The following is a 26135-nucleotide window of genomic DNA, read 5'->3' as shown; positions in this document are numbered from 1 at the left end:
GCAGTGTTCCTTATTCTTCGCGCTGACCCTAAACAGCGCTGTAAGGGAAAGAGCAGAACGCGTGCCGCTTTTGGTTTTGTGTTGATATTCAGTGGGTTGTGATTAAGGCGGGGCGAAGTGATGGCCAGGGTGTTTCAGCGTTGAGACACCCGCCGTATGGCTGGGTATGCCCAGCCCCACCGCAGGGGTGTCTCAGCGATGTAACAGTGCCCATGACAAAAGCATGAGTCCGCACCGGGTGGGCGGTTCAGGCCAGGCAGGTGTATCAAAAATGGACACTGCGGGCGCAAGCACGCCCATGGGTGCAACAAAGGCTTAGCCTTTGGGCGTTTTACGCGGGATGGAGTTGAGTACGGGGTTGCCGTCCTGGTTCTGGGTCAGGTAGACCGGCAGCACCTTGGGCAGGGAAGGGATGAGGTTATTAACCTCATTGATGTTGTAAATGCCGCCGATGCGAATCGTCCCGGTTGTGGCGTCGGCCAGCATCACCGGTTTGTTCAGGTAGCGGTTGATCAGCGGCAGCGCATCGGCCAGGGCCAGGTTGTCGAGCACCAGCTTGCCCTGGCGCCATGCCAGGCCTGCGTCGTTGGGGTGGGTGACGGCGACCTGCGGGGCGGCATCTCCCGTGTGGTAACTGGCCTGCATGCCGGGGCTGAGCGGCACGCTGGCGTGCAGCGCGTCGCTGGCAATCTGCACTGAGCCTTCAAGCAACGTGACCCGCACCTGGTCTTCATACTTCCAGACGTTGAACTGGGTGCCGGTGACCCTAACCTGCCCTTCGCCCGCGCGCACGATAAACGGGTGATTGCCGTCATGGCTGACTTTGAAAAACGCTTCGCCCTTTTTCAGGGTCACCCGGCGCTGGTTTTTGTAGTTGCTGTAGACCAGTTCAGTGCCCAGGTTCAGCTCGACCTGGCTGCCATCGCCAAGGGTGACCTTGCGCAGGCCATTGGCGGCGTCAAAGTGTTCATAGGAACTGGGCAGCCAGCCCGCTTCCCAGCCGGTAAAGGCCGCCAGCGGCAATGCGGCGAGGCACACTGCGGCGGCCACTGCGTAGGTGCGCAAGCGGCTGCGCGGCTTGAACGGCACCACCACTGCCACAGGTTCGCTGCGCGGCAGGTGATCGGCCACGTCCCAGATTTCCAACATGGCCGCATATTCGAAGGCATGCAGCGGGTCGGCATCGTGCCATTGCGCAAAAGCCTGACGTTCGCCCGCCGTGCAATCACTGGCATGCAGGCGCATGCACCAATGCGCGGCGGCGTCGGTGATGGCGTCATATTCGGCTTCTGAAAGGGACTTTTCGCTCATTAACTCATCCTGATTTCGCGCATTCTAACCTCCTGAGGCGGACCGCGAGAACAGCCATCATGGCGATTGCACATCAATTGGAACTTATTCTCGTTTGGGAATATCAGAAATTACAGGACACGAGTCCGTCATTCCCACAATGGAGTACGAACATGCTGAAGAAAACCTTAGTCGCCCTGTGTGCAACCACCGCCCTGCTCAGTGCCGGTGCAGCGATGGCTGATAAGCCGGGCGCGGGCTGGATTACCATCGAAAAGGCCATCGAAGTGGCCAAGACCAAGGCTGGATACGTCGAGGTTTACGCGGCCGAAGCGGACGACAACGGCTATTGGGAAGTTAAAGGCCGCAAGTCCGATGGCACCGTGTATGAAGCACGTATCGACGGCGCTTCCGGCAACATCCTGCGCGACCAGAAAGACTGACGGTGCCTCTGGGGGCTGCTCAAGCCCCCGGATCCAATACGCGGCCCAGGTGAGTAATCAAGCAGGTCGCCGAATCGGCGTTGGCCAAGAGGGTGTCCATGCGCGTGTCGGCGTCGCTCATGAATACCTGTCGGGCAGCTTTTAGGTGCTTGGCGCCGGTGGTACTGAGGATTTTTTGTTTAACCGAACTGGTTTCAGTGCCGCCACCAACGTCTTTCCAAACCCCCTTGCTGATGGTTCTAGTATTTACCCAGGTCCGGTTGAAAGAACCGAGTGACCAAAAACAGCCTGCGCTTATTGTCATCGCGAACAGTAAAGGCGAAGCCTCTTTGCGGATTCTGATGAGGCCGTGCGCAAGTTGACATCAGGCGCGGTGCGTGGTGTTTAATCAACGGCCTGAATGTCCATTCGTTGCCCCCTTCCAATCATAAAAACGGAGCTTCAAATGTCTGCGCAGTCTCCGACAGTTGCCACGGCGTCAATCTCTATCGGCTTCACTGAGTTGGTGGTATTGCTACAACAGGTCTTCGTCACGCACGGCACATCGCCTGAGGTGGCCGCCATCCTGGCGCACAACTGCGCCAGCGCCGAACGCGATGGCGCGCATAGCCATGGCATCTTCCGCATCCCCGGTTACCTCAGCACCCTGGCCAGCGGCTGGGTCGACGGCAAGGCCGTGCCGGTGGTCACCGATGTGGCGTCCGGCTTCTTACGGGTAGACGCCTGCAATGGCTTCGCCCAACCTGCGCTGGCGGCGGCTCGCGCGTTGCTGGTGGCCAAGGCTCGCAGTGCGGGTATTGCATTGCTGGCTATTCACAACTCCCATCACTTTGCCGCGTTGTGGCCGGATGTCGAACCCTTCGCCGAAGAAGGCCTGGTGGCGCTGAGTGTGGTCAACAGCATGACCTGTGTGGTGCCCCATGGTGCCGATCGCCCGCTGTTCGGCACCAACCCCATCGCCTTTGCCGCACCACGGGCAGACGGCGCGCCCATCGTGTTTGACCTGGCCACCAGCGCCATTGCCCATGGCGACGTGCAGATTGCCGCGCGCAACGGCGAGCGCCTGCCGCCGGGCATGGGCGTCGACAGCCTTGGCCAGCCGACCCAGGACCCTAAAGCCATCCTTGAAGGCGGTGCATTGTTGCCGTTCGGCGGGCACAAGGGCTCGGCACTGTCGATGATGGTCGAGCTGCTGGCGGCGGCGTTGACCGGTGGCAACTTCTCGTTTGAGTTCGATTGGTCGGATCACCCGGGTGCACGCACGCCCTGGACCGGGCAGTTATTGATCCTGATCGACCCGAGCAAAACCGCCGGGCAAAGCTTTGCCGAGCGCAGCCAGGAACTGGTGCGGCAGATGCATGCAGCGGGGTTGCGGCGGTTGCCGGGGGATCGGCGCCATCGCACACGGGCGAAGTCGCAGGAGGCTGGGGTTGAAATTGAAGCGAAGGATCTGCAGCAGCTACAGGAATTGGCCGAAGGTTGAACCGGGCTGCTGCCGCAGGCAGCAGCCCCAGTCGCTTAGTTGCGACGACCGAGCAACAGACCCACCACCAGGCCAAAGCCTGCGGAAATGGCCACGGTCTGCCATGGGTGGCCACCGATGTAGGTCTCGGTGGCATCCACCACCGGCTTGCTGCGCTCGCGCACGTTGGACACCGAGTCCAGCGCTTGCTTGAGCTTGATAGCGACCTGCTCGCGCAAGGTTTCGCCTTCCTCGCCTATCAGGGCGGCGCTGCTTTTGAGCAGCTTGTCCGATTCTTCGATCAACGCCGTCAGTTCACTGAACGCTTGATCCTTGATTTGATCTTCAACAGCTTGGGCAGTTTGGGCGACAGTTTTGCGGGCCATTGTGTGACTCCTTGCGAGTGAATGTGACAGTGAACAATGGAGTGTCGGGCCGCGCCAAAAGTTGCAGTTTTTTTGCTGGCGGCGCTGCGCTGAGTAAAATCCGAATCTGGAAGTTTCGACCTACAGTGTAAGATGTCGCCTATTTGTGCAGCAGGTAATTCAACATGAGCTTCAATCTGGCCAACAAAACCCTCGCCGAACGCGCCGAGCTGGAAGATGAAAAGTCCCGCCTCTACGACCTGTGGCAGACCAACCTGGGCAAGGCCAAGGGCGAAGCGGCGCGGTTGTTTGGCGAGCGCGCCAAGCGTAAAGGCAAGTGGGCCGAGTGGGTGCGCGCCGAGCTTGATGGCATGTCGCCGCCGGAGTTTTCCAACATGGTGCGCAGCGAAGTCAACAAGCTGATGGCTGCGGCTAAGTAAAGCACGCCACCACCGCCTCGCGGACTTTCAGCAGCAGCGGATCGCGCTGGGCCTGGGTACGCCAGCCCAGTTCCACCGGGTAGCGCGGCAGCGCCAGCGGGCAGGGCAGCACGCGCAAGCCGCTGAGCTGCGCAATGGCCTCGGCGGCATGCCCGGGAATCGTCGCTACCGCGTTGCTGCCCTTGAGCAGGAACGGCAGTGCGGCAAAGTGGCTGGTGGACGCGCACACCTGACGGCTCAACCCTTGGGCCGCCAACCCTTCATCGGTAATCCCGATAAACCCGCCCGACGACACCAACACATGTTCGCGTGCAACAAACGCTTCCAGGCTGATGCCGAGCTGGCCTGGCGCCATGCTGTGCGGGTCGACCAGGCAGCGGTAATCGCCTTCCCCCAACACGTGCCGGCTCAGCCGGCGCTCGGCAAAGCCGCCGGCGGTGATCGCCAAGTCCAGGCTGCGGTCGAGCAGGGCGCCCGCGACGATCTGGCTGTGGGTTTGCCGGAAGATCACCCGCAGTTTGGGCGCGCGCAGGGCAATTTCCTGCATCAGTTGGCGGCCATGGGCAATCTCGAAATCATCGGACAAGCCCAGTACCACTGACCGGCCCTGGTAGTCGGGGTTATCCGGATTGATCATCGCCAGACTCTGTCGGCAGCGGTCCAGCGCTTCGCTGATCACCGGTTTCAGCTGGTTGGCGCGCAAGGTGGGCGCCAAACCGCGACCAGTGCGTACAAACAATTGATCGCCATACAGTTCGCGTAAACGCCTCAGGCCTGCGCTGACCGCCGACTGGGTGACGCCCAGGCGCAATGCCGCGCGGCTGGCGCTGGACTCATCGTGCAAGGCTTCGAAGGTTTTCAGCAGGTTCAAATCAACCTGGGCGATATTCATTTGGCTCATATCATTTAGCACTGAGGTGGGCTTTATTCATGATCGAGGCTGGCCGGAGAATGGGCAACCCCTAACATTTGGAGTGATCGTGATGCCCATTTCTACCGTGGCCGCTTTGCAAATCGGTTCGTTGCCCGGCGGCAAAGCTCAGACCCTGGCGCAAATCCTCGCCTATGAGGACCAGATCCTGCGCAGCGGTGCGCAACTGGTGGTGATGCCCGAGGCCTTGCTGGGCGGCTACCCCAAGGGTGAGGGTTTCGGCACGCAGTTGGGTTATCGCCTGCCCGAAGGTCGCGAAGCGTTTGCGCGCTACTTTGCCAATGCCATCGACGTGCCAGGCGTGGAGACTGAGGCGCTGGCCGGGTTGTCGGCACGCACCGGCGCCAGCCTGGTACTGGGTGTGATCGAGCGCAGTGGCAGCACGCTGTATTGCACCGTGCTGTATGTCGAGCCGTCGGGCGGCCTGGTGGCCAAGCACCGCAAGTTGATGCCTACCGGCACCGAGCGGCTGATTTGGGGCAAGGGCGATGGCTCGACCTTGCCGGTGATCGACGCAGCGGTAGGCCGCCTCGGCGGCGCGGTGTGCTGGGAAAACATGATGCCTTTGCTGCGCACCGCGATGTACGCCAAAGGCGTGGAGGTGTGGTGCGCACCCACGGTGGATGAGCGCGAGATGTGGCAGGTGAGCATGCGCCATGTTGCCCATGAAGGCCGTTGTTTCGTGGTAAGCGCTTGCCAGGTGCAGGCATCGCCTGAGGCGTTGGGCGTGGAGATTGCCAACTGGCCGTCAGACCGGCCGTTGATCGCTGGCGGCAGTGTGATTATCGGGCCGATGGGCGACATTCTCGCTGGGCCGCTGCTGGGGGAGGCGGGGCTGCTGACCGCGCAGATCAATACCGATGATTTGGTACGCGCACGTTATGACTATGACGTGGTGGGGCACTATGCGCGGCCGGATATTTTCGAGCTGGTGGTGGATGAGCGCGCCAAGCCGGGCGTGCGCACTATCACTGACTAAAGCTTGCCGGCGATAGCGGTCTTTGGGGGGCGCTTCTTTAGGTAGATTGAGTACATATCCGTTGCTGCGGTAACGGCGGCTTAGGGTTTCGCTCTTACAGCGAGTCACTTTTTTACAAACGCCTAAAAAAGTAACCAAAAAACGCTTTGCCCCACCACTCGGTGCCTCGCTTAGGCTCGGCATGCCCGCACGCAGGCTTGAATCCGTGGGCCGCCGCGATGGGCCATCCTTGGCCCAGCGCGGCTAACCCGGCGTCCTGCCGGGTTACCCACGGATTCAAGCCTGCGTGCGGCCATCGTGGTTAACGGGGCCTGTCAGATCAAGATCAAAATCAAAATCTACAGCACGGCGGCCTAGTAGCCGACCTGAGTGGTAGAAGCAAAAGCAGAGCACCACACCACCCTATTTAGCTGATGTAATGAGATCCCAATGTGGGAGCGGGCTTGCTCGCGAAGGCGGTGTTTCAGTTGCAAATGAGCGGACTGACCCACCGCCTTCGCGAGCAAGCCCGCTCCCCCATTAGATCTTCATTGTTTGGCTGATTTGAGTTCCAGCCACTCCTCGCGGGTCATCTCCCAAATGTCCCGCGGGAAGCTGCCTGCGACAAATTGGCCTGTCTGCGTCCTGATCAAGCGCATCCCGGCGCGTTCCGATATCCGCCGTGACCCTTGGTTGGGTGCGGCTTTGGGCACACGCATCAGCGGGCGCTTGAGTACAGCAAACCAGTACTCGGTCACCGCCGCGCTGGCTTCGGTCATCAAGCCTTGGCCTTGCCATTGCGGGCCCAGCCAGAAGGCCCGGTTATCGTCCTGCTCATCCATCAGGCAGATATTGCCGATCAACTGTTCTGGCGCACTTTTGAGGCGGATCGACCAATGCCAATGTTCGCCTCGGGCCATGGCCGGCAAGGCGACCTGTTCCAGGAAGCTGCGAGCGCCGTCGGCCGGGAAGGGCCACGGCACCTCGTCGCTGAGGTAGCGCACCACTTCCCAATGCGCGAATTGCTGCTGGACGGCCTCGACATCGTCCAGGGTCAGCGGGTGCAGGATCAGTCTTTCGGTGAACAAAGTCGGTTGCATGGCGTTTACCAGGTGGCCGTGTTCGGCAGGTTCAACGTACCGCGATCGACAAAACGCTGGGTTCCGAACAGGCCACCCGCGAGTTTGCCGCGCAGTACGTAAGGCAGATTGTTAAAGCTTTGGGTCTGGCTCAGGCCCAGGGTCTGGCGCAATACAGAAAACGCTGAAACGCTGACCGGCACTGTCAGCACGGTCTCGGAAAAGCGTGGGATGCTTCCGGTTTGATCACTCACCCCAGACGCCAATGGCCGGCCATTGACGTCCAGGTCCAGGGCTACGCCGCTGTAGTCAATCGCCGTTTCATTGGGGTTTTGCACCCGCAGCTTCACGGCGAAGCGCACTTCCAAGTCCTGGCTTTGCAGGGGCTCGATCCCCACCACGGTGATATTCACCGGGTCGCGGTTGGGGAACAGCGCGCAGGCGCTCAAGGTCAGCAGCAGTAACGATAGAACCATGAGCTTGCGCATATAAAGGTGCTCCTATTTCGTGACGTCCGGATCCTGCATGACCTTGAGGGTAGAGGACTCCGGATCAAATTCATCTTCTTGCAGCTCTATGAACTCTTCCGGCAGGAAAATGTTCAGCAGGATTGCACAGAATGCGCCCACGGTGATCGGCGATTCGAAGATGTTGTGCAGCGCCTTGGGCAGGTCGCGCAACACTTCCGGCACGGCGGCCACGCCCAGGCCCATGCCTAGCGAGATCGCCACGATCAGCACATTGCGCCGGTGCAGCCCGGCTTCGGCAAGGATCTTGATCCCGGCCACCGCCACGGTGCCGAACATGATCAACGTGGCGCCGCCGAGCACCGGCTTGGGCATCAGTTGCAGCACCGCGCCGATCATCGGGAACAGCCCCAGCAGCACCAGCAGGCCGGCGATAAAGTACGCCACATAACGGCTGGCCACGCCGGTCAACTGGATCACCCCATTGTTCTGGGCGAAAGTCACCATCGGCAGGCTGTTGAACGTCGCCGCCATCGCCGAGTTGAGGCCATCGGCCAACAGGCCCGACTTGATGCGCTTGATATACAGCGGGCCTTTGACTGGCTGTTGGGAAATCATCGAGTTGGCGGTCAAGTCACCGGCGGCTTCCAACGGTGAAATCAGGAAGATCACCGCCACCGGGATAAATGCCACCCAGTCGAACGAGAAACCGTATTTGAACGGCACCGGCACGCTGATCAACGGCACTTGAGGCAATGCGGCCAGGTCGACGCGGCCCATCCACCAGGCCACCACAAACCCCAGGGTCAGGCCGATCACGATCGAACCCAGACGCAGGAACGGGTTGTTGAAGCGGTTGAGCACCACGATGGTCAGCAGCACCAGCGCCGCCAGGCCCATGTTGCTCGCCGCGCCCAGCTCGCTTGAACCAAAGCCGCCGGCCATGTCGGTGACCGCCACTTTGATCAACGACAAGCCCATCAACGTGATGATGGTACCGGTCACCACGGGTGTGATCAGTTTGCGCAATTTGCCGATGAACTGGCTGAGCACCACTTCGATAAACGCCGCGAAGAAGCAGATGCCGAAAATCGTCGAAAGAATCTCATCGGTGCCACCGCCCCGAGCCTTGACCATAAAGCCGGCGCTGAGGATCACGCTGATAAACGAAAAGCTGGTGCCCTGCAGGCACAGCAGGCCGGAACCGATCGGGCCAAAGGTGCGCGCCTGCACGAAAGTGCCCAGGCCCGACACGAACAACGCCATGCTCACCAGATAGGGCACTTCGCTTTCAAGGCCCAATACGCCGCCGACGATCAACGTGGGGGTGATGATGCCGACGAAACTGGCGAGCACGTGTTGCAACGCGGCAAAAATCGCCGCGGTGAAGTGCGGGCGGTCTTCCAGGCCGTAGATCAGGTCGGATTTATAGCGGGGGCGAGGGGTTTGAGCTTCAGACAAAATACAGGCCCGAGAAGGAAAGGGGCGCGCAGGATGCCAGAAAGTTCCAGCTGCCAGAAGTGTGTAAAAATATTTCGAAACATCCTGCATAAAATCCACTCGCCTGCCGATACCCTCGTTAAGCCCACCCAACTATTACAACAGTGGTGCCCAAAGATCAGAGCTGCGCGTTGACGCCGGCTGATCGTGTCGCGGCAGGGATGCACGCCAACACTACTTCTCGAGAGCAGCCCTATGTCCCTCCGTCATCTGAATATTGCCCCTCGCGCGTTTCTCGGCTTTGCGTTCATTGCGTTGCTCGTCGTGATCCTTGGTGTATTTGCCGTCAACCGCATGACGCAGATTCGCCAGTCTTCGCTGGACATGGGGACCAATCAATTACCCAGTGTGAAGTATCTCGGCAACTTGACCGAGAACGTCCTGCGCCTGCGCATCCTGTCTTTTCGCATCCTGATCAACCGCGAGCCGGCGGCCCTGGAAGAAGCCAAGACCCGCGTGGCCGTATTGGTCGATAAGGTCAAGCAGGCCCAGAGTGCTTATGCCGTCATGCCGGCAGGTGCGGAAGAGGCGGCGCTGTACAAAACCTTCGTCGCGACCCTCGACAGTTACTTAGCCGCCCAGGCCGAGATGATGTCGCTGTCCCAGCAGAACAAAGTTGAAGAGATGCGCACCTTGATCAATACGCGCATCAAGGACGGCACCGACCGGATGGGCGAGCAGTTGAACAAGCTGATCGCCATCAACGGCGCCGACGCTGACCAGGCGGCTCTGGATGCTGAAAGCAGCTATCAGCAAGCTGTCACCGGGATCATCATCGTGTCAGTGGTTGCGGCACTGATGACGGTATTGCTGGCCTGGCTGCTGACTCGCAGCATCGTTACGCCGCTGCTCAAAGCCGTGGAAGCGGCCGAAACCATCGCCGGCGGCAACCTCACCAAGCTCATCGAAGACGATGGCAAGGATGAGCCGGCGCGCCTGCTCGGCGCCTTGTCGGCGATGCAAATCAACCTGCGCCAGACCATCCAGCACATTGCCGGTTCGGCCACGCAGTTGGCGTCTGCTGCGCATGAGTTGAGCGTTGTCACTGAAGAGGCCTCCAAAGGCCTGCAACAACAGAACAACGAAATCGACCAGGCCGCCACAGCCGTCAACGAAATGACCGCTGCAGTGGAAGAGGTGGCGCGCAACGCGGTGTCCACCTCCGAAGCCTCCAGCCAGTCCAACCAAGCGGCACGTGAAGGCCGCGACCGCGTGGTGGAAACCGTCGGCGCGATCCAGACCATGACCCAGGACGTGCAAAACACCTCGGTGATGATTGAAGGCCTGGCCACTCAAGGCCGTGACATTGGCAAGGTACTCGACGTGATCCGCGCGATTGCTGAACAGACCAACCTGTTGGCGCTCAACGCGGCGATTGAAGCGGCCCGCGCCGGTGAAGCCGGGCGTGGCTTTGCGGTGGTAGCCGATGAAGTGCGGGCTTTGGCCCACCGCACTGCGCAGTCGACCCAGGAAATCGAGAAAATGGTCGCCGGCATTCAGACCGGCACCGGTGAAGCAGTGCAGTCGATGCAGCAGAGCAACCAGCGCACCCACAGCACCCTGGAAATGGCCCGCGCCGCCGGTGTGGCGCTGGAGCAGATCACCCAGTCCATCAGCCTGATCAACGAGCGCAACCTGGTGATCGCCAGTGCGTCGGAAGAGCAGGCCCAGGTTTCCCGTGAGGTGGACCGCAATCTGGTCAACATCCGCGACCTGGCGACCCAGTCGGCAGCCGGTGCCAACCAGACCAGCGCAGCCAGCCATGAGCTGTCGCGCCTGGCGGTGGATTTAAATGGGATGGTCGCGCGCTTCGTTATCTGACACTTAAATGTGCGGGAGCGACGGTGCAGCGCTCCCGCCGTGGCGTTTAGAGATCGCCGCCTTACTGGGATTTCACGCCTATGTGTTGACGTGGTTAAGCGTTATGGGTGTGTTTTTACTCATGTTGCTCACGTTGATTTTGTACTCTCTCGGGGTAAGTTTCGTGAGCAAATGCGAGTTGTTGTAGGACGCGCGCAGACGGCATCATCGTTAAAGGTTTTATACGGTTTCAGCCCTGCTTTGGCGTGGGCGGTGTAATTGAGGGCGTGAGCGGGCGGTTGTCAATATATCGTCTGGTTTTATGGGGGTCTTGCTAAGGATCATTAATACATTGTGGAAGCCATCACCCACATTCAGAATCAACCGGTGCATTCTAACATTTGGATCATAGTCCAACATCAACTCGCCTTTCTGACCATCCATTGTTCCGCGCTCGCCGGGAGACGCCTCGGTAATACTTACCTTAGAGATTCCAGACTCTTTCAAGACCCCGGAAATATCTATTTTATCGACACCACTGACGAAATCCTGAAGTCTGTCTGGTCTTTTGGGAGAGGAGTCGCTGACTCTGCGGTATATAAACGTATCAGCGCCGCCGCCGCCGTAGAGCGTGTCGCCCCCGGCCCCTCCAGTTATGCGATTGCGAACAGCGTTGCCGATCAGTAGATCGTGCCCGGCGCCACCGATGGCATTTTCCACAATAACGCCCTTGGCGATAGATACATTACCTTCCCTGCCGCCTACGTTCGAAAGCTGTTCGGCGTTCAAGTTGATCTTCTGGTTTTGTTTGAAACCAGAAAAGTCCAAGGTGTCATTTCCGCCGTTATCCCATACGCAGAAGGAGGTCAATTCATCGGCGGAGGTCAAACTATAGTAATCGCGGTCAGCGTTGGAGTTGAAGCCATAAGTGGTATTGCCCGTACGGGTTTCATTGTTGGCACCGTAGAGACGCTGCCCCCCAGTAATATCATGCATCATAGGGGTTGACGCGCTGTCCGACACGCTGACGCCATTCTCGTCACGGGGCCGCCACCAATGGGTGTTGTAGGACATGGCCGTATGGGTCTTGTTGTTTTCAGGGTGCTCTCCAACCGGGTGCCCAAGCCCCAGGCTATGACCGATTTCGTGAATCATTGACGAGTTCAAAGGTGAGTTATCGTCGCCCAAGCCGATCCCGATGTTCATGTTTTTACTATGGTCACTGGGCATGGTGGCGTAACCGCCTACACCGTTATTGCCATGAACGACCAACAAGGCGTCTGCATTTTTGGCATTCTCGACAAACTTGACCTTCACCACATCTTCCCACGCCCGAATTGAACTTCTGAACGCTTTTTTCCTGGCTTCGCTGAACGCCAACGCCCCGCTGTCTTTAAGCCAGGACGCTTGGGGATCGGATGAGTTGAAGAATTTGTAGCCTATGGTTATTTGGCCGTCACCGTTTTGATCCTTGATTCTGAAATTTTCGCGGGTGAGCTGTGTTGCGATATCCCTTGGATGGGCGGGTGACGGAACGTCATGTTTGATTGGCGTCTGCAGGTTGTCGGCGTTGTATTGATGGGCATGGAAAAGTGCAGTCGTATTCGCGGGAGTGAGCGACATGGCAATCCTCGGCAAAAAAGAATAAAGAACGCGTTGGGAGAGGCGATAAAATAATCTTTTTTGTTGGGAATAGAAGTTTGGGTGTATTTCTATATGCGACTTAAATAGGTCAGGTTTGCGCGGGGGTATGATAAGTAGTGTAAGTGTGTCGGAACTTAATAGTCTGTCGGGACGAAAAAGTCATTCGGTTAAACAGGGCTGGCGCGTTTTGTATTAACTACCCTGGCGTATGGGCATTGGGAATACCTTAACCCAGCGCCTGTGAGCATGCTTGGCGGCGTACACCCTGGGGGGGCACGCCGACCCAGCCGAGGACCGCGAGCGTCCTAAAGCTCGCTGACGTTGACCCATCGCGCTTGTATGGCGGCCAGGCGTATGGCGGCGGCCAGCCGCTCTACCGCCCAGGCAGCATCAAAGTCAGTGCCATCCGCGCCTTGCCCAGCCAGCGCCATGATCAACTCGTGCACTTCCAAGGTCTTCAACTCGTTGTAACCCAGTTGATGCCCAGCGGCCGGGCTGAACGCGGCATAGCCGGGCAGGGCGGGACCGGCCAGCACACGTTGGAAACCGTCCTGGCCGACGCGGCACACCTGTAGTTCATTCAATCGTTCCTGGTCAAACGCCAGCGTGCCTTGAGTGCCGCTGATCTCAAAACTCAGGTGGTTTTTGTAGCCGTGCTTGAGCCAACTGCTGCTCACCGTGCCGCGCGCGCCATTGGCGAATCGCAGCAGGGCATGCACTTGGTCATCCACTGCGATGGGTTTCAGGTCGCTGCTGCCTTTGACGGCCGGGCGCTGGGCGTGGACGGTCTGGGTGTCGGCGCACACGCTGTGCACATCGCCGACTAAATAGCGCGCCATCGACAGCAAGTGGCTGCCCAAATCGGCCAGGGCGCCCCCGGCATGCTCCACTTCGCAGCGCCACGACCAAGGCGAGGCCGCGTCGGCCATGAAGTCTTCGCTGAACTCACCCTGGAAACTGATGATTTCGCCCAGCTCGCCATTGGCAATCATCTGCCGCGCCAGGCTGATCATCGGGTTGTGCTGATAGTTGTAGCCGACCCGTGTGACGACCCCAGCCGCACTGGCGGCGCGGCGCATGGCGTCGGCCTGCTCCAGGCTGACGGCCAGCGGCTTCTCGCAATACACCGCTTTGCCCGCCGCTATCGCTGCCATGGCCATGGGGTAGTGCAAGTGGTTGGGCGTAGTGATGGCCACCACGTCGACCTTGGGGTCGTTGATCAACGCCTGCCAGTCGCCATGGGCCTGGGCAAACCCCCAGGCCGCGGCACAGCGTTGGGCGCGTTCGGTGTCGGCATCGGCCAGCGCGGCCAGCTTGAGGTGTACCGGCAGTTCGAAGACCGCGCGGGCATTGTTGAACGCCAGGGCGTGGGCGCGCCCCATGAAGCCCGTGCCGATCAGGCCGATTCCGAGTTCACGCATAGCGGTGTTCCTTTGAATTATTGTTTTCAAGAGGGGTATTAATGGAATAAAAATTCGCACATTTCAAGATATGGAATAAAAATTCATTGCAGTCGATCTCGATCGTTCCCACGCTCTGCGTGGTAATGCCGCCGGGGACGCTTTGCGTCCTGCGGGTGACGCAGAGCGTCACGGGATGCATTCCCACGCAGGAGCGTGGGAGTGAGCATCATCAAGCGCGGTAATGCAGTCATATTCAGCCCATGGCCAAAAGCCGCCAGTTAACAAAAGATAACGTAGCGCCGATTGTCAGACGATTCGAAACCCCGATAGGATGGATCCTGCTTGCTCCAGGCGCTCTAGATTGCAGGTTTCAGAGCCCAGGAAGGCGAGACGACCTAACAATAATAAATCGGGAGAAAGGTCTATGAGTGAGCCTGTCATGGGTTGGGTTGTTTGCCGCCCACGCGCCGCACGCAGGGTTGCGATGTTGGCCACAGCGCTCTCGCTGCTGGGGGTGTTGTCGACACCCGTGCTGGCAGCCGGCGATACCGGCGCAGCGCCGGCATTTGCGATTGAATCCCCCAAGGCCGCCAAAGGCCTGATGATCGATGTGGTCCACGCGGGCTCTCGCCTAGTGGCCGTTGGTGATCGGGGGCACATCCTCTATTCCGATGACCAGGGCAGCACCTGGACCCAAGCCAAGGTGCCGACCCGGCAACTGCTCACAGCGGTATTTTTTGTCGACGCTAAACAAGGCTGGGCCGTCGGCCATGATGCGCAAATTCTCGCAAGCGCCGACGGCGGCGCCACCTGGACCCAGCAATACCAGGACCTCAAACGCGAAGCGCCGTTGCTCGACATTTGGTTCAAGGACGCCAACCACGGCCTGGCCGTGGGCGCCTACGGTGCGTTGATCGAAACCACCGATGGCGGCAAAACCTGGGACGACGTCAGCGAGCGCCTCGACAACGAAGACCAGTTTCACCTCAACGCCATCGCCTACATCAAGGATGCCGGCCTGTTTATCGTCGGCGAGCAAGGCAGCATGTTCCGCTCCAGTGACGATGGCCAGACCTGGGAAAAACTCGAAGGCCCGTATGAGGGCTCGTTGTTTGGCGTGATCGGCACCGCTCAAGCACAAACCCTGTTGGCCTATGGCCTGCGCGGCAATCTTTACCGCTCCACGGATTTCGGCAGCACCTGGGAGCAGGTCGAACTGAACGCGACGCGCGGCGCCCTGGAGTTCGGCTTGTCGGGAGCGACCTTGCTCGATGACGGCTCGCTGGTGGTGGTCGGCAACGGTGGCAGCGTGGTTGTGAGCCACGACGACGGGCAGACCTTCAGCGTATTCAATCGCCCGGACCGCATTTCACTCTCGGCGGTCACGGCGGCAGGCAACGGCAACTTGATTCTGGTCGGGCAGGGTGGCGTTCGCGTCGCCACGGCCAGCGGCGCTGAACGCGTAAAACAATAATAAGGGCGGGGAAAGAATGAGCAGTCATCACAACGATAAAGCGACCTTTCTTGAGCGCCTGATCTTTAATAACCGCCCGGCAGTCATCGTCATCTGCCTGCTGGTGAGTATTTTCCTGTTCTGGCAGGCGACGTTGATTCGCCCGTCCACCAGCTTTGAAAAGATGATCCCGCTCAAGCACCCCTTCATCGAAAAGATGATGGAGCACCGCAACGACTTGGCCAACCTGGGCAACACGGTACGCATCTCGGTGGAGGCCAAGGACGGTGACATCTTCACGAAGGAATACATGGAGACCCTGCGCCAGATCAACGACGAGGTGTTCTACATCTCCGGCGTCGACCGCTCGGGCCTTAAGTCACTGTGGAGCCCCAGCGTACGCTGGACAGAGGTGACCGAAGAAGGCTTTGCCGGCGGCGAAGTGATCCCGCAGAGCTACAACGGCTCGCCGGCAAGTCTCGACCAACTGCGCAACAACGTGCTCAAGTCCGGCCAGGTTGGGCGCCTGGTTGCCAACGATTTCAAGTCGAGCATCGTCGACATTCCGCTGCTGGAGTCCTACCCGGACCCACAAGACCAGGGCAAGTTGCTGGCCCTGGACTACCGCACGTTCTCCCATGAACTCGAAGACAAGATCCGCGACAAATTCGAAGCGCAGAACCCCAATATCAAGGTCCACATCGTCGGGTTTGCCAAGAAGGTCGGTGACCTGATCGACGGCCTGGTGATGGTGGTGCTGTTCTTCGGCATCGCCTTCATCATCACCCTGATTCTGCTGTTGTGGTTCACCAACTGCCTGCGCAGCACCGTCGCGGTGTTGAGCACGACGCTGGTGGCGGTGGTCTGGCAACTCGGGTTGATGCACTTCTTCGGCTTCGGGCTCGATCCGTATTCGATGCTGGTGCCGTTCCTGATCTTCGCCATCGGTATTTCCCACGGCGTGCAGAAGATCAACGGCATTGCCCTGCAATCGAGTGAAGCGGACAACGCGCTGACGGCGGCGCGACGCACGTTCCGGCAACTGTTCCTGCCCGGCATGATCGCGATCCTCGCTGACGCGGTGGGCTTCATCACGCTGTTGATCATCGACATCGGCGTGATCCGCGAGTTGGCCATCGGCGCCTCCATCGGCGTGGCGGTGATCGTGTTCACCAACCTGATTCTGCTGCCGGTGGCGATTTCCTATGTCGGCATCAGCACGCGCGCCATTGCCAAAAGCAAGAAGGACGCGCACCGCGAACATCCGTTCTGGCGCCTGCTGTCAAAATTTGCCAGCCCCAAAGTCGCGCCGGTCTCGATTCTGTTGGCCCTGATCGCCTTCGGTGGCGGCCTCTGGTACAGCCAGAACCTGAAAATCGGCGACCTCGACCAAGGCGCGCCGGAACTTCGCCCGGACTCGCGCTACAACAAAGACAACAACTTCATCATCAGCAACTACTCCACCAGTTCCGACGTGCTGGTGGTGATGGTCAAGACGCGTGCCGAAGGCTGCTCGCGCTACGAAGCCATGGCGCCCATCGACCAGTTGATGTGGAAGATGCAGAACACCGAAGGCGTGCAGTCGGCGATCTCCTTGGTGACCGTGTCCAAGCAGATGATCAAGGGTATGAACGAGGGCAACCTGAAATGGGAAACCCTGTCGCGCAACCCCGACGTGCTGAACAACTCCATCGCCCGCGCCGACGGCCTGTACAACAACAATTGCTCGCTGGCGCCGGTGCTGGTGTTCCTCAACGACCACAAGGCCGAAACCCTCGACCGCGCGGTGCATGCGGTGCAGGACTTCGCCAAGGACAACAACAAGGATGGCCTGGAGTTTATCCTCGCCGCCGGTAACGCCGGGATTGAAGCCGCGACCAACGAGGTGATTAAAGAGTCGGAACTGATCATCTTGATCTTGGTGTACCTGTGCGTGGCGACCATGTGCATGATCACCTTCCGCTCCTGGGCGGCGACCCTGTGTATCGTGCTGCCGCTGGTACTGACGTCGGTATTGGGCAATGCGCTCATGGCGTTCATGGGCATCGGCGTCAAAGTCGCGACCTTGCCGGTGGTGGCATTGGGCGTGGGGATTGGCGTGGACTACGGCATCTACATCTACAGTCGCCTGGAAAGCTTTCTGCGCGCCGGCTTGCCGTTGCAAGAGGCGTACTACCAGACGCTCAAATCCACCGGTAAGGCCGTGTTGTTTACCGGGCTGTGCCTGGCCATCGGCGTGTGCACCTGGATCTTCTCGGCCATCAAGTTCCAGGCCGACATGGGCCTGATGCTGACCTTCATGTTGCTGTGGAACATGTTCGGCGCATTGTGGCTGTTGCCGGCGCTGGCACGATTCCTGATCAAGCCGGAAAAGCTGGCGGGGCAGAAGGGCAATTCGTTGTTTGCGCACTGATTCATCGTTGTCGCCAAAACGCCGTGGCCTGTGCTACGGCGTTTTGCATGGCGTGGTCTTAGGTCGATGCAACAATTTGACCTATCATGAGGTCTTTCCTTTTGATGACTGTTAGTTATGACTGCCGACACCGCTACCTTGCTCGACGCGTTTAAAGACTGCCAGATGGTCGAAATCGATGGGCTGCACACCTTCGACTTCAGCCTGGATGACCAGAAGTTGCTAATCGTCTGCATGGACGGTCGTGCCGAGAAACGCTGGAGTTTCAGCCTGGAGCAAATCAACGCTGCGGTCTTTGATCAAACCCTGCAAAGCTGGACCCTTACCGGTGAGTCGGGCGAGCATCGCCTGGTCTGCATGAGCGGCGTCACCGGCAACAATAACGACGAGGACGAAGCGGATGATGATGCGTAAATTCTGGCCTCTGCTGATGGCGGGCAGTGTCGGTGCGATGTCGGTGCAAGCTGCGCCGGCTGACACCTACGAATTGCTGGTGGGCAGTTACACCGCCGGCACCAGCGAAGGTATTTACCGCCTGCAATTTGACAGCCGTACCGGCCAGTTCACCGGTAAACCTGAGTTGGCGGCCAAGGCGGTCAACCCGTCGTGGCTGACGATCTCCAAAGACCAGAAGCATCTGTTTGTGGTCAACGAAAACGGCCCAGGCCAGAAAGACTCGGTCGGCCGCGTCAGCAGCTACAGCATTGACCCGCAGAGTCACCAGCTCAGCCTGATCAACCAAGTGCAGAGCCTGGGCAATGAGCCGACCCATTCCAGCCTGGCGGCTGATGGACGCTACCTGTTCGTTGCCAACTATTCGGTACTCGAAGACCCGGGCGGCAGCCTGGCCGTGCTGCCGGTCGACGCCAATGGCAAGTTATCGGCGCCGGTGCAATTGAGCGGGCACCCGTCCAGCCGGGTGAACCCTGAGCGCCAGGCATCCAACCATGTGCATTCGGTGGTGTCATCGCCGGACGGCAAGTACGTGTTTGTTCAGGACCTTGGGGCCGACAAGATTTTTGCCTACCACTACGACCCCAAGGCCAACCACGAGCTGCCACTGACCCCGGCCAACCCGGCCTCGGTGCAGCTGCCGCCCGGCAGCGGCCCGCGTCACTTGTTGTTCAGCGCGGACGGCAAGCATGCCTGGCTGACCACCGAGATGAGCGCCCAGGTCGCGGTGTTTGATTACAACGACGGCAAGCTCAGCCAAACCCAACTGGTGGAGTTCGCTGGCGGGCAACCGGTGTCCGACAAGGCCGGCGCCGCACTGCATGCTTCAAGCGATGGCAAATTCCTCTACGTGAGCAACCGTGGCACCGCCAACCAGATGCTGGTGTTCAGCATCGACCCGGCCACCGCGCACCTCAAGGAGCTGCAGCGCCGCACCGTGGAAGGCGACCACCCGCGTGAGTTCAGCCTGGACCCGAGCGGCAAGTTCTTGCTGATCGCCAACCAGAAAAGCAACCAAATCGTGGTCGTCGAACGCGACCCCAAGACCGGCCTGCTGGGTAAAACCGTGCAGAAACTGCCGATCGATGCCCCTAGCGACCTCAAGTTCCTGGTGCGTCAATAAGCCACAGGCCCCGCAGTGCGGGGCCTGACCTTTAGTATTAATTGTATTAATAGCGGCTACTGTTTCAAAGCATTTCTAAGGTTCAGCCCTCGGGCGTAAGTTTGGTTCCAAGGCCTTCCCGGTCACCTCACCAAACGAACACAAGGGTTACCGACATGAACTTGAACCTCTTCTCCATCATCGCCGCTTCTGCTGTTTCCGCCACCGTGGCATTGCCAGCCGCTGCCAGCGTGGACGTTGCCGGCAAAAAATCCAGTACATCCGCCTACACCCAGAAATACCTGCAACAAAGCGCCAACTTCTATGCCGCACTGGATCACAAAACCCAGCACTGAGCTTGAGCTGAACGGCGGTCAAATGTGGGAGCTGGCTTGCCTGCGATGAAATTAACTCGGTGTATCCGTTGGACCGAGTTGACGGCATCGCAGGCAAGCCAGCTCCCACATTTGATTGTGTTGATTTCAGGGTTTTGCCATCACTGCAATAAACAGCGGCGATTCCAGAAAGCGTTGTAGCCAGTTTTGTAAGCGCTGATACGGCGCTCCGGCAAACCACTCCCGGTCCACATGCGCAAACTGGCGCACAAACGGCGCCAGTGCTACATCGGCCAGGCTCAAATGGTCGGCCAGCAAAAACTCCCGGCCCGCCAGCAATCCTTCCAGCTTCTGCAAAAACACCTCGCCCTCTGCCCGATAATGTTCCATCGGCTGCTGCGGGTAGCGATCGGCGTATTTGTATCGATCCAGGTGATGTTTGAACACCTGATCATTCTCGGTAATCAGTTCCAGCACCGCCGGGTCACCCTGCAGTAACCAATCCTCAGGATCGTGCTGCGCCAGCGCCCACTGCATGATTTCCAGGCTTTCTTCAATCACCCGGCCGTCCACGCTCAATACGGGCACCGTGCCCTTGGGCGACAGCGCCAACATTTCCGCCGGTTTGGCCTTGAGGCTTACCTCGACGATCTGTACGGGCACGCCTGAATAGCGCAAGGCCAGGCGCGCCCGCATCGCGTACGGGCAGCGCCGAAACGAATACAGCAGCGCCTCGCTCACTTGACCTCCAAGGTGCTCAGGCCATTGCCCTGGCGCTTGACCTGGATCTGCACCGGGATGCGCTCGTGCATTTCCTGCACGTGGGAAATCACCGCGACCTTGCGGCCCTGGGCCTGCAAACCGTCCAACGCGTCCATCGCCAATTGCAGCGACTCGGGGTCGAGGCTGCCGAAGCCTTCGTCGATAAACAACGACTCGATTTTCAACGTGCTGGAGGCCATCGACGCCAGGCCCAAGGCCAGCGCCAGCGACACCAGGAACGTCTCGCCACCGGACAACGAGTGCACCGAGCGCAGTTCATCGCCCATTTCCGTGTCCATCACCAACAGCCCCAGCATGCTGCCGCCGCGTTTTAGGCGGTAGCGGCGCACCAGTTGGCGCAGTTGCACGTTGGCGTGGTGCACCAGCAAGTCGAGGTTGTAGGCCTGGGCGATCTTGCGGAAAGTGTCGCCAGTGGCCGAGCCGATCAGTGCATTCAGGCGCGCCCAGCGCTGCCATTCTTCGTAAGCCTTAGTGATCTGGTCGGCCAGCGCGTGGTTGGCGTCCTGACGACGCTGGTCTTCGGCCTGGCGCGCACGCAATTCGGCGCAGTGTTTCTCGCCCTCGGTGAATTGTTGGTTGAGCGCAGCCAGGCTGCTATCGAGTTGCTCAACGTCCAGGTTGCCGTTGTGCAAAGCCTGATGCTCGGCGAGGCGTTGTTCGCGTTCCTGCAGCAGCACCTTGGCTTGCTCGACGGCTTTTTCGCTGTGTTGCAGCTGCTGGCGCAGTGCGCTGACTTGGCTGTCATCAAAGCCCAGCAAGCGCGTGAGCCCATCGTCATCCAGTTCAGGGTGCAGGGCACGCCATTCGCCCAGGCGCTCGCCGAGGCTATGTTGCTCGGCCGCCAGCGCCTGTAGGCGCTCCTGCTGCGCCTTGAGGTCGGCGGCCAGTTGCACCAGCGCACTGCGGATCTCTTGCAGTTGTTGGTTGGCGTCGGCTTCGCTCTGGCGTGACTGCACCACCGTCTGTTCCAGCTGCTGTTGCCACTGTTCGGCACTGGCGTGATCGCCCAGCAGGGCCGTGAGTCTTTCCTGTGCGGCCTGTTGTTGCGTGGCCAACTCGGTGACGTGCAGGTGCAAAGCGTCCAGCTGCTGCTGGCGATGCTGCTGGTGGGTCTGTTCTTTCTCGATGGCCTGCTGACGTTCTTGCTGCTCGGCCAGTTCATCGCGCTGGTGGCCAAGCTGCTCAAGACGCTGGCTGACGTGCTGGTCCAGCTGCATGAAGGTCGCTGCCGGTTCGCGGCGCAAACCGTCGAGGGTCTCGGCGGGCAGCAGGCTGGCGAAGGCCTTGAGTTCTTCGTCAAGGCGCTCACGGTCGTTGGACAGCTCGCGTTGCTGGTCCGCCAGTAACTGGCGGGCTTGCTGGCTGGCGTCCTGGGCGGCTTGCAGTTGTTGCTGCAAACGCCCGGCATTTTGTTGCAGGTTGAGCAGGGCGCCTTGGCGTTGTTCGTCCTGGGTGATGCTTTGCGTCAACTGCGCCAGTTGCTGGGCCAACCAAGTGCTGCGCTTGGCGGCGTCCTGATTGAACAGTGAGGCGGCCAGCGGGTGGGCATCCAGGCTCGGTTTCAGTGCTTGTTGCTGCGTCGCCAGTTGCTCCTGCTGTTGCAGGAACTCCTTTTGCTGGGCGATCAGGCCGCCCACTTCACCACGTAACTCGGTGAGTTTTTCCTTGAGGATATCGACGGCTTTCTGCGCCGTGGCTTCTTCGTTTTCGTCATGTCGGCCGAGGCTTTGCAGCAGCGCTTCAGGCTGGTGATACGGATGTTCATGGCTGCCGCACACCGGGCACGGCTGGTCATCCTGCAACTGCTCGCGCAGTTCTTCGACACTGGCACTGCGCGCCAGGCGCTGGCGTTCCAGCAGTTGCTTGGTCACCGTCAGGGTTTGCTCGGCGATGGTCAGGTCGGCCTTGGTTTGCAGGCCGCTCTGGTTCAGTTGTTCGCGCTGCTGCTGCGCGTCCGCGAGTCTTTGTGTGAGGTTGGCGCTCTGTTGATCCAGCTGCTGCTGGCTGTCCCACAGGCGCGTAAGGTCTTCAAACGCGCGCTGCTGTTTGCGGTTGTCCTGCAGCAGGCTGGCGAGTAACTGGATCTGCTCGGCGACGGCGTGTGGCTCGGCGCCGGCTTCCTGATACAGCAGGTCCAACGCGTCGCGTTGCTGGGTGAACTGCTCGGCGGCGGTGGTGGCGCGCTGTTCCAGCTGCGGCAATTCAGCCTGGCCCTTATTCAGGCGATTGCCGACCAGCATCAACTGTTGCAGACGATCGCGGTAAGCGCTCCAGGCGTCGCTCAGCGGGGCGAGAGTGGCGCTGCGCTCAAGCTCAGCGGCCAGGCGTTGCAGGCCCTCGGCGACTTGGCTGTGTTTGTCCTGCAACGCTTTGAGTAACGCGTGGCCTTCGGTACAGGCACTGGTGTGTTGCTGTTTATCCTCGGTGCGTTTGGCCAAGTCCTTGGTCAGGTGGGCGAGGGTGCTTTGTTCCTCAAACGCTTGACGCAGCAATGGCACGGCGTCGGCCTGGGTTTTCAGCGCGTCGGCCAATGTTGCCTGCGCGGCTGCTTGCTGCTGTTGCGCCTGCTCCTGACGTGTGTGCAGCACGGTTTGCTGCTCGATATGCTGCTGAATCTGCGCAGCGAGGGGCGTCAGCAATGTGCCCAGTTCAGCTTGCCGAGCAAACTGATGGCGCTGCGGTGCCAAATGCTCCAGGCGGCTCAAGTCCTGGCGTTGTGCGCCTTGGCCGTCCCAGTCCGCCTGCGCCCGCTGCAGTTGCTCCGTCGCACTGTGCTGGCGCTCCTGCCATTCGCGCAGTTCCTTGAGCCAGGTGTGTTGCAGCTCCAACTGCTTGAGCTGGGCCTGCTGGGTCTTGAGCTGTTGCTGGGCCTCGGCCAACTGTTGATCAAGTTCGGCGCGGGCTTCGGGAGCCAGGGGCACCACGCCGGTGGCTTGGTCTTGCAGCTGTTTATGCGCGTCCTTGGCATCCTTGGCCTTGTCGAAGGCGCGGCGGCCAAGCTGGGTGTAGAGCGCGGTGTCGGTGAGCTTTTCCAGCAGTTCGCTGCGCTCATTGTCGTTGGCCTTCAGAAACGCACTGAACTCGCTTTGCGCCAGCAACACCGCACGGGTGAACTGCTCGAAGTTCAAGCCCAGGGCCAGTTCCAGCTGGGTTTTGTATTCGGTCTTCTGGCTGGCCAGCAGTTGGTCACTGTCGAGGTCGATCAGGCTTTGTCGGCTGTTCTGCAACTTGCCGCTGGCCTTGTCGCGGGCACGGTTGGCTTCCCAGCGAGCGCGGTAGCGACGGCCACTGACGCCGACAAAATCCACTTCGGCATAACCGCCACCGGTACCGCGACGCAGCAGGGTGCGCGGGTCGCCGATGGAAATATCGCTGTCGGCATCCGGCATCTTGGCCTGGCCGGTATCGCCCAGGCGCGGCACTGCGCCAAACAGCGCCAGGCACAACGCATCGAGCAGCGTACTTTTACCTGCGCCGGTCGGCCCGGTGATGGCGAACAACCCAGCGCTGGCCAGGGGCTCGGCGGTAAAGTCGATTTCAAACGGGCCTGCCAGGGAGGCGAGGTTTTTCAGGCGGATGGCGAGGATCTTCATGGCTGTTCGCCCTCCTGTTGTACTTCCTGGAGCAGCACGGCGAAATCCTTCAAGGTCTGTTCATCCACTTCACTGCCGTAGCTGTCCTGCCAGGCGCGGCTGAACAGCTCCTGGGGCGTGAGCTGGTCGAGTTCGATCAGGCGCTCGTCGTCCGTGTTGTCGCTGCCGCGTTGGCCGGCGTATTCAGCGGCGATGCGCACCAGGCGCACGGCTTTGCCTTGCAGGGCGGTTTCGATTTGCTGGCGCAGGTCCGGTTGCGGCTCGTCGAGGCGCACGCGCACTTCCAGCCACGGGTGGCGTTGGGTTTCGGCGAGCAGGTCGATGTCGGGCAGGTCGGCCAATACCTTGAGGATATCCGCCAGCGGCGCGGCTTCCAGGCGTTGCAGGTTGACCGAGCGCGGAATCAGGCGCGGCTCGACACTCACCAGGCGTTGGCCCTGAAAGGTCACATCGAGAATCTGATGTTTGTAGCCGATTTCGGAAAACGACAAGGGGATTGGCGAGCCACTGTAGCGAATCCTTTCTTCGCCATTCACTTGCTGCGGCTTGTGCAAATGGCCGAGGGCGACATAGGCCACGCTGGCATCGAACAGTTTGGCGGGCAGCGCCTCGGCATTGCCGATGATCAGGCTGCGCTCGGAGTCTTCCGACACCGAGCCACCCGCCATATGCGCATGGCTGATGGCAATCAGCGCCTGGCCTTTTTTGCGTTTGGCGTTGGCGGCGGCGATCAGCCACTCATGTACTTGGCCGATGCCGCGCAGGTAGTCGTCGCCCAAGTGCGCGCCGGTGACTTCCGCCGGGCGCAAAAATGGCAGCGCCAGGCACCAGGCGGCGATCTTGCCTTTGGCGTCAGGCAGCGGGATCAGCAAACGTTCGGCATCCAGTTGGCCGTCATCCAGCCACAGCACGCGGCCCAAGGCATGCGTGCGCAAGCGGCGCATCAGCGGCGCCGGCAATTCGATACGCGAGCCGGAGTCGTGGTTGCCGGCGATCATCACAATCGTGAGTTTCGGGTTTTGTTCATGGGCGCTGATGATGAAGTCATACAGACGCTCTTGGGCCTTGAGCGGCGGGTTGACCGTGTCGAAGATATCGCCGGCGATCAGCAGCGCATCTGGCTGCTCGGCGTTTAATTGGCCCAGCAGCCACTCGAGAAAACAGGCGTGTTCGAAGTCGCGTTCCTGGCCATGCAGGTTTTGGCCGAGGTGCCAGTCGGAGGTGTGGAACAGACGCAAGGCGAACTCCGTGGAGAAGATGAAAAGGAGGGGAGTTTACCTGTAAAAGCCCACACAGTGCCTGCGGACGAGCCAGATCGAATGTGGGAGCCGGCAAGCCAGCTCCCACAGGGGTTATGCGGCGTGCAGGCAGTCCAGCGCGCGGTCGGCGAGGGTTCTGGCGCTGTTGATCAGGTGCTCGGTGGCGCCGGCCAGGTGGTGTTGGTCGGCGGACAGCCCTTGGGTGGAGGCCGCTGCGGTGGCGGCTGCGCAGCGCAACAGGTCGCAGAGTTGGGCGAGGGCGTCTTCGAAGCTGAGGTCGTGATGTGCGGAGAAAGACGGCGGTGAGTCGGGTTGTAGGTAGTGGCTCAGGGCGCGCTCGAAGATTTCGCGGTCGGGGGTGAAGCGGGGTGGGTCTGGGACGATTTTGTTCATGAATGAAACTCCTGAAAGGTCTGGAGCCATTCTTTTGCCGATCTCACTCGTCAAAAGGTGGCAGCTATGTGCGGGGTGAGATTGCCGGTCAGGAGCACCCGGTCAGACCGAAGTCTGCCCGCACACAGCCGCCATAGAGCATGTTGCTCGCGGTTGTGGCACTTGGCACCTAATCACATCACAGGATCTCACCCCTGATCGCTGATATGCAGCGACGGAGCGAAGGCTAGCCAGTGGAGTGAGCAGGCGCAAGGCCGAAGGATTGTCTAGGAAACTTCCCGCAAGTTAAAGAGATATGGATTGCTGGCCTTTAACAATGCATGTCGATCAGGGGTTTAGGTAGATTGAGTACATATCCGTTGCTGCGGTAACGGCCACCTAGGGTTCCGCTCTTACAGCGGGTCACTTTTGGAAGGACCCAAAAGTAACCAAAAGGTCCTCGCCCCACCACTCGGCACCTCGCCTAGGCTCGGTGTGCCCTCACGCAGGCTTTGGACCGTGGGCCGCCGCCATGGGCCATCCTTGGCCCATCGCGGCTAAACCGGCGTCCTGCCGGTTTACCCACGCTC

The 26135-nt window shown here is 60.0% G+C and carries 22 protein-coding genes; 10 read left to right on the top strand and 12 right to left on the bottom strand.

All coding sequences use genetic code 11. From position 1 onward, the window contains the following. Positions 1–315 precede the first annotated feature (315 nt). A complete protein-coding gene (locus tag KZH41_RS17325; protein ID WP_263273252.1) occupies positions 316–1311 on the bottom strand; it encodes a FecR family protein in 996 nt (331 codons plus the stop codon). A gap of 152 nt (positions 1312–1463) precedes the next feature. Here KZH41_RS17325 and KZH41_RS17320 point away from each other — a divergent pair, with 152 nt between their 5' ends. Next, positions 1464–1733, top strand: a complete 270-nt coding sequence (locus KZH41_RS17320) for a PepSY domain-containing protein (protein ID WP_094950684.1) — start codon at positions 1464–1466, stop codon at positions 1731–1733. Between the two features lie 445 nt (positions 1734–2178). Next, positions 2179–3216 carry an Ldh family oxidoreductase gene (locus KZH41_RS17315; RefSeq protein ID WP_094950686.1) on the top strand — a complete coding sequence of 346 codons (1038 nt, stop codon included), beginning with the start codon at positions 2179–2181 and terminating at the stop codon, positions 3214–3216. Between the two features lie 35 nt (positions 3217–3251). Here the strand turns inward: KZH41_RS17315 and KZH41_RS17310 are convergent, their stop codons facing one another. Further along, the gene (locus KZH41_RS17310; protein ID WP_094950687.1) at positions 3252–3581 is read right to left on the bottom strand and encodes a DUF883 family protein; all 330 of its coding nucleotides are present in this window, start codon (positions 3579–3581) and stop codon (positions 3252–3254) included. A 164-nt stretch (positions 3582–3745) separates the two neighbouring features. Here KZH41_RS17310 and KZH41_RS17305 point away from each other — a divergent pair, with 164 nt between their 5' ends. Beyond that, positions 3746–4000 (top strand): hypothetical protein, encoded by a 255-nt coding sequence (locus KZH41_RS17305; RefSeq protein ID WP_003190904.1) that lies wholly within the window; start codon positions 3746–3748, stop codon positions 3998–4000. On the opposite strand, the gene KZH41_RS17300 is transcribed toward KZH41_RS17305, so the two are convergent. Further along, a complete protein-coding gene (locus KZH41_RS17300; protein ID WP_094950688.1) occupies positions 3993–4892 on the bottom strand; it encodes a LysR family transcriptional regulator in 900 nt (299 codons plus the stop codon). The two genes, KZH41_RS17305 and KZH41_RS17300, sit on opposite strands and share 8 nt — an antisense overlap. Before the next feature lie 91 nt (positions 4893–4983). Between KZH41_RS17300 and KZH41_RS17295 the strand changes: the two genes are divergently transcribed. Further along, positions 4984–5910, top strand: a complete 927-nt coding sequence (locus tag KZH41_RS17295) for a carbon-nitrogen hydrolase family protein (protein WP_094950689.1) — start codon at positions 4984–4986, stop codon at positions 5908–5910. Between the two features lie 527 nt (positions 5911–6437). On the opposite strand, the gene KZH41_RS17290 is transcribed toward KZH41_RS17295, so the two are convergent. From KZH41_RS17290 to KZH41_RS17280, 3 genes are read right to left on the bottom strand one after another with little or no spacing between them, the layout of a single operon-like run. Next, on the bottom strand, positions 6438–6989 hold the full coding sequence (locus KZH41_RS17290) for a GNAT family N-acetyltransferase (RefSeq protein WP_263273234.1): 552 nt from the start codon (positions 6987–6989) through the stop codon (positions 6438–6440). 5 nt (positions 6990–6994) lie between these two features. Next, on the bottom strand, positions 6995–7456 hold the full coding sequence (locus tag KZH41_RS17285; protein WP_263273232.1) for an LEA type 2 family protein: 462 nt from the start codon (positions 7454–7456) through the stop codon (positions 6995–6997). A 12-nt stretch (positions 7457–7468) separates the two neighbouring features. Beyond that, positions 7469–8896 (bottom strand): nucleobase:cation symporter-2 family protein, encoded by a 1428-nt coding sequence (locus KZH41_RS17280; RefSeq protein WP_094950692.1) that lies wholly within the window; start codon positions 8894–8896, stop codon positions 7469–7471. 234 nt (positions 8897–9130) lie between these two features. Here KZH41_RS17280 and KZH41_RS17275 point away from each other — a divergent pair, with 234 nt between their 5' ends. Continuing rightward, positions 9131–10756, top strand: a complete 1626-nt coding sequence (locus KZH41_RS17275) for a methyl-accepting chemotaxis protein (RefSeq protein ID WP_094950693.1) — start codon at positions 9131–9133, stop codon at positions 10754–10756. 219 nt (positions 10757–10975) lie between these two features. On the opposite strand, the gene KZH41_RS17270 is transcribed toward KZH41_RS17275, so the two are convergent. Further along, the gene (locus KZH41_RS17270) at positions 10976–12358 is read right to left on the bottom strand and encodes a M10 family metallopeptidase C-terminal domain-containing protein (RefSeq protein ID WP_263273230.1); all 1383 of its coding nucleotides are present in this window, start codon (positions 12356–12358) and stop codon (positions 10976–10978) included. A gap of 326 nt (positions 12359–12684) precedes the next feature. After that, positions 12685–13800 (bottom strand): Gfo/Idh/MocA family protein, encoded by a 1116-nt coding sequence (locus KZH41_RS17265; RefSeq protein WP_242150246.1) that lies wholly within the window; start codon positions 13798–13800, stop codon positions 12685–12687. 421 nt (positions 13801–14221) lie between these two features. On the opposite strand from KZH41_RS17265, the gene KZH41_RS17260 reads away from it, so the two are divergent. The 5 genes from KZH41_RS17260 to KZH41_RS17240 all read left to right on the top strand — a co-directional run bounded on the left by KZH41_RS17260 (position 14222) and on the right by KZH41_RS17240 (position 19559). Continuing rightward, on the top strand, positions 14222–15256 hold the full coding sequence (locus KZH41_RS17260; protein WP_242156071.1) for a WD40/YVTN/BNR-like repeat-containing protein: 1035 nt from the start codon (positions 14222–14224) through the stop codon (positions 15254–15256). 16 nt (positions 15257–15272) lie between these two features. Beyond that, entirely contained in the window at positions 15273–17648 is a 2376-nt protein-coding gene (locus tag KZH41_RS17255) for an efflux RND transporter permease subunit (protein WP_242150241.1), read from the top strand. A 117-nt stretch (positions 17649–17765) separates the two neighbouring features. After that, positions 17766–18062 (top strand): DUF5629 family protein, encoded by a 297-nt coding sequence (locus tag KZH41_RS17250; protein ID WP_242150238.1) that lies wholly within the window; start codon positions 17766–17768, stop codon positions 18060–18062. Next, positions 18049–19224: a lactonase family protein gene (locus KZH41_RS17245; protein WP_263273227.1), complete on the top strand. Its 1176-nt coding sequence runs from the start codon at positions 18049–18051 to the stop codon at positions 19222–19224. Before KZH41_RS17250 ends, KZH41_RS17245 begins: the two co-directional genes overlap by 14 nt. Before the next feature lie 155 nt (positions 19225–19379). Next, positions 19380–19559, top strand: a complete 180-nt coding sequence (locus KZH41_RS17240) for a hypothetical protein (RefSeq protein ID WP_065907868.1) — start codon at positions 19380–19382, stop codon at positions 19557–19559. 126 nt (positions 19560–19685) lie between these two features. Here the strand turns inward: KZH41_RS17240 and KZH41_RS17235 are convergent, their stop codons facing one another. The 4 genes from KZH41_RS17235 to KZH41_RS17220 all read right to left on the bottom strand — a co-directional run bounded on the left by KZH41_RS17235 (position 19686) and on the right by KZH41_RS17220 (position 25566). After that, complete coding sequence (locus KZH41_RS17235; protein ID WP_242150235.1) at positions 19686–20279, bottom strand: glutathione S-transferase; 594 nt, start codon at positions 20277–20279, stop codon at positions 19686–19688. Continuing rightward, positions 20276–23914, bottom strand: a complete 3639-nt coding sequence (locus KZH41_RS17230; protein ID WP_263273224.1) for an AAA family ATPase — start codon at positions 23912–23914, stop codon at positions 20276–20278. Before KZH41_RS17230 ends, KZH41_RS17235 begins: the two co-directional genes overlap by 4 nt. Further along, positions 23911–25152: an exonuclease SbcCD subunit D C-terminal domain-containing protein gene (locus tag KZH41_RS17225; protein ID WP_094953439.1), complete on the bottom strand. Its 1242-nt coding sequence runs from the start codon at positions 25150–25152 to the stop codon at positions 23911–23913. Before KZH41_RS17225 ends, KZH41_RS17230 begins: the two co-directional genes overlap by 4 nt. 114 nt (positions 25153–25266) lie before the next feature. Next, on the bottom strand, positions 25267–25566 hold the full coding sequence (locus KZH41_RS17220) for a DUF6124 family protein (protein WP_094953438.1): 300 nt from the start codon (positions 25564–25566) through the stop codon (positions 25267–25269). Positions 25567–26135 lie beyond the last annotated feature (569 nt).

The sequence above is a fragment of the Pseudomonas sp. YeP6b genome, assembly GCF_025642995.1.
Lineage (GTDB): Bacteria > Pseudomonadota > Gammaproteobacteria > Pseudomonadales > Pseudomonadaceae > Aquipseudomonas.
This window is presented reverse-complemented; position numbering and strand designations above follow the sequence as displayed.